Here is a 4,423-nt window from a genome sequence, read left to right as displayed (position 1 = left end):
CGTTGAGGCTGTCTTGCTGGGCTGCTGAAGTGCTAATTTGATGCTTTCGGTTGTGCATATTGGGGACCTACCGCTGTACTCTAAATTAATCGGGTAGGTGTCTCAAGTTATATTGGCACAGAGGGGCTGCGGCAGATGAAGAGATTGCCAAAATTGTAGAAGAATCGCGGGCACTACAGCAAAAAGTGTATGAGGATAAGTTTAAGTCTCAGCTCGAGACTATGACGACGAAGCTGAATGCAGTCGTCAATTCTTATTCCCCAGGTCGGGCGGTCGCTGTGTCACCAGCTAATATCGAACTTAAAGCACCTAAGACGACGTTTGAAGTTGCGGTTCTGGATGGTTCCACACAAACATCTGTTGAGCGCCAAGGACACGGTTTTCAGCGAACGCTATTGATCTCGGCCCTCCAATTACTTGCGCAAGCAGGTGCAGCTTCAGAAGTCGGGGTAATCTGCCTAGCGATTGAAGAGCCTGAACTCTTCCAACATCCTATTCAAGCACAGACCTTTGCGAAGGTTTTGCGATCGCTTGCCGAGGACGCTGGCAAGCGAATTCAGGTGACCTATGCGACGCATAGCCCTTACTTCCTCGAAGCTCGATATTTTAACCAGGTTAGAAGACTAACTAGGTCGGCAGAGGATACGCCTGTTGTTTCAATTTACTCGGCCACTGTCGAACATGTAAAGGAAAAATTAGATGGGGTTGTCAGTGCTGAGACTGTCGAGCGTCAGCTTGATGGCATCATCGCTAGTCAATTGTCCGTCGCGTTATTTGCCCACCGTGCTTTGCTTGTCGAAGGAACGACCGAAGCCTCGGTCTTCCACGGCATCGGTGATAAATCGGCTCCTGGCGCATTAGAAGCTGCTGGCATCGCAATCGTCCCAGTTGGGGGGAAGACTTCGATTCCTTTGGCGCACGCGATACTGACTTCGATCGGAATCCCTTCGTATGCGCTTTTCGATGCTGATGCTGGGTGCGAGGCTCGAGCTAAAGAAAAAGGTAAAAAGCAGGAAAAAATAGATGAAGAGCGCAACAACAATGCAAAACAAAACCGTGCAATCCTGAGATATTTTGGTCTGGAGGAAGCCGATTTTCCTCCTGCGATTGTTTCTGATCAAGTTGCGAACTTTGAAGACCACCTTGAGGAGTTTCTCATAACGAATTGGCCAGAATGGGATAGCGCCTGCAAGGAGGTCGAAGCAGCTGCGGGTATTGATTTGGCGAAGAACCAACTTGCTTATCGGACTGCGACGCTGAAAGCAGCAGGTAATGTGCCGGTTATGCTTGCACAAATAATGTCGAAAGCAATGGGCAGCTATTAGGTGAGATGTAATTCTAATTTTTAGCAGAGAGCACTGCACCTTGCCTATGAGGATAGAGTGACGGCGTTCGGCCAAATGCGGTCCGTTGCGTGGCTACATAAAGGGGAAATTACGATGAGAATGTACGTTGTTCGGGTTAATCCAGATCCACGGAAATGTTTGCCCTACTCTAAATATCCTACGGCAACCGAGTACAAACGCATTCATAAAACATCACCCATGAACGGATTTCACGAGGCAGTCAATTTTTTACCGGAACACGGAATTATTCGGGGATACCTTCCTCCAAGGCACTTAGTGTCTATGAGAACTGGAGAACCTTTTATTCTCGTTACGATTACGGCCAAAACAGCGAAGACTGGGGGCGACAAGTTGGTAGGTGTTCAGGCTGGGTGCGTTTATCAGGGTAAAACCAACCGGCAAAGCAGTGAACCAGGCATCAATCTTACCTGGCACTATCGGTGCCCGGCATCTCTCAGCATTCTTTTCTCCGAAGCCATTCTAGGTGCGAGGACCATAATCCTTGGTAGCAGCGGAAGCTGGGTAAGAGGCCCGACCTTTGAAGTCAAGAGGAATTCCCAGAAACGAATTATTAACACGATTTCCGGCCTACTTCGTGACTCGGAATCAAAGAAGAGATTCAAGCTCCTTATCGAACGCACGAACCAGGTGTTGCCTACAGCCGAGTTTGAGTCGGAATCTACTTTTGAACGAGACGTTGCCAAAGCGTGGCATACGAGCCTTTCTATAGTCAAAGGCAATAAGTACCCAATCCAAAAAGAGGTTCGCACATTTGTCTACGAAAGAGACCCTAAAGTTGTTGCCTATACCCTTAAGAATGCCAAAGGGATCTGTTTCGACTGCAAGGAGTCTGGACCTTTCATATCGAAGACTACCGGATTCCCTTATCTAGAAGTGCACCATGTGCGCACGCTTAAAGATGCCGGAGGTGACACTATAGATAACACGATAGCACTATGTCCAAACTGCCATCGGGCGCGGCATTATAGCTGATAATAAATTCAACGCCCAAGAGGTGGGTTGTGCGGCGTACTCGCGCCATAGAATGCGTCGCTTTTTAGGCAGTTTCCGCCTACTGTGACAGTTCGTGAATTTTTCGGATGTGCAAGATGCTACCCTGAGGGTAATCGGCCGGGTACGGCCAGGAGCAGACGTAGACTTATTTGATTGTTTTAAAGAGACTGGCTAATGCACATAGTTAAGCGAATTTTGAGGTATTTCTTGCTTCTGCTACTGGGCATATGTGTCGCTGTGCTGTGGATATATTGCCACAGCTTTTTGCCAAATGAGTTCATCAGCCGAGGTGTCGTCGTTGCGACGGCTGAACGGTTTGCCGGTATAGCGACGTTACTGGTTTTGTCAATGGTTCCAGCTTTACCAATCAATAAGTTATATCCACGTTACGCAACCGTTGCGGCGGCTTCGATTGGCTGGGTTCCGCTTATTCTTTCGATTACCCTTGCATACCAAGTGGACTTGGTTATACCCAAGCCGTTTGCGATAAGCATTGCTGCTGCTGAAGGCGTAGCATGCTGGGTGGCCGTTGTTTTGGGCGCGTGGACTGCGGACAGGTTCTTTTCCATAAACACACAGACTTTGCCGTAATCGGCCAAGAGCGGAACTTCAGCCGCTTGCAGCAAAGAGGTAGCAATGAGTAAAAGAGACACTTTGGTAAATGCTGTTGAGAGATTTTCGATAGGGATTGAACAGGACTCTGGGAGGTACTATTTTTCGGTGCCGGTCTCGAATCAGCTCGTTGATTATGAGGAGTACTACGAGGTCACGGAGTTAGAGTATCAAAATCTGATGTCTGACTCTGCGCTCGCTACTAGCTTTGCTGCGGACTGTAGAGCACGCCGGTCGGATGCACGCCTGATGAATAAACCAGGGATGGACAGAGGCGTATAACGGCCAATAGCAGCCAATTTAAAACGCTATTTCTTAGCATTTGTAACCCTGGTTCCAGAAGAATTGACCTGAAAGGAATTGCAATGAGCAACCTGAATCTGACTAAGCTAGAATGGAACACTGTCCCTGACAACTCGATGGGAGGAAATGGTGCACCAAGACGGACTAACTTACGCGCTGCGCAAGCCAAATGTGGAGCTTGTGGATTCAGTTGGCGTGCAAATGCCACGATTCGCCCGACCGGCACGCCGGGGGAAATATTCGAGCATATCGATGGAATGGCTGTCGATTGCCCTAGTTGCAAGGTGAAGTTGAAACTAGATGGAGCTGGGTACAAGCAGCTCTATAGCTAATCTTGGTACGCCGAAGCAGCCTGACAGAGACCACATATGGTCCCCTCCCTGAGGAGGGTAGTTCGCTTTCGGCCAATAACAGCCCTTCGCAGAAAATTACATAAATTCAAAAATTCCCATCTATGTCTAAATTTCTTGTCCTTTTGATTTCTATATTTGCGACAAACATGTCACTGGCCGGTGAACAAGCAAATGCTCTAAATCGTTGTATGGCAGCATCCGCGACGAGCCAAGATAAGACCAACTTGGCACGGTGGTTTATTGTATCTGTGTCAAGTCATCCGGCGATGACCGATATCATCTCTGTCTCCCCTGAGAAAAAAGAAGAACTCAACCGAGCCGTTGGCCTGCTGAATAGTCGCATTCTCGGAGAAGCCTGTGCTAAAGAGCTTAAAGAGGTTGTCGCGGTCGAAGGGATAGCAAGTGCCAAGGCCAGTTTCGCAGTGTTCGGTGAGTTGGCAATGCAGGAAGTTATGGTGAATCCCAATGTTGTTGCAGGTCTTGCGGGTACTGCAAAATACATTGATATCGCCAAAATAAACGCCGTGATAAATTCAAAATAGCTTTACCCGCATTCCACGAAGGTCCGCAACGGGGCGAAAGCGGACTCAGCATTTTCAAAGAAATTATTGAGGCTACCGAATTTATATAAATCTAGATTTTCCTTGAAATTCAAGGGGAGATTAAAAATGGCTCTATGCCGTTTTCAGTGGAAATTGACATCAGGCGAAGTGGCGCGTAACGCCATGTTCGCGCGGCACGGCGGCGAGCAGCGGATTGGACGGCAGGTGTTTGAGCTTGGCCATGCGTAAGTAA

Annotated in this window: 2 protein-coding genes and 1 pseudogene; all 3 read left to right on the top strand. The window is 48.3% G+C overall.

What is annotated here, in order from left to right:
* Positions 1–125: 125 nt before the first annotated feature.
* A pseudogene (locus tag KVP70_RS32900) lies at positions 126–1,325 on the top strand (ATP-dependent nuclease); the annotation flags it as partial.
* 75 nt (positions 1,326–1,400) lie between these two features.
* Positions 1,401–2,339: an HNH endonuclease gene (locus tag KVP70_RS35475; protein ID WP_369698902.1), complete on the top strand. Its 939-nt coding sequence runs from the start codon at positions 1,401–1,403 to the stop codon at positions 2,337–2,339.
* Between the two features lie 1,390 nt (positions 2,340–3,729).
* A complete protein-coding gene (locus KVP70_RS32890; protein ID WP_217946640.1) occupies positions 3,730–4,170 on the top strand; it encodes a hypothetical protein in 441 nt (146 codons plus the stop codon).
* Positions 4,171–4,423: the final 253 nt, after the last annotated feature.

It is taken from the genome of Duganella violaceipulchra (assembly GCF_019166075.1).
GTDB lineage: Bacteria > Pseudomonadota > Gammaproteobacteria > Burkholderiales > Burkholderiaceae_D > Rugamonas > Rugamonas violaceipulchra.
The sequence above is the reverse complement of the archived record's forward strand: the minus strand, read 5'-3'. Positions and strand labels throughout refer to the sequence as shown.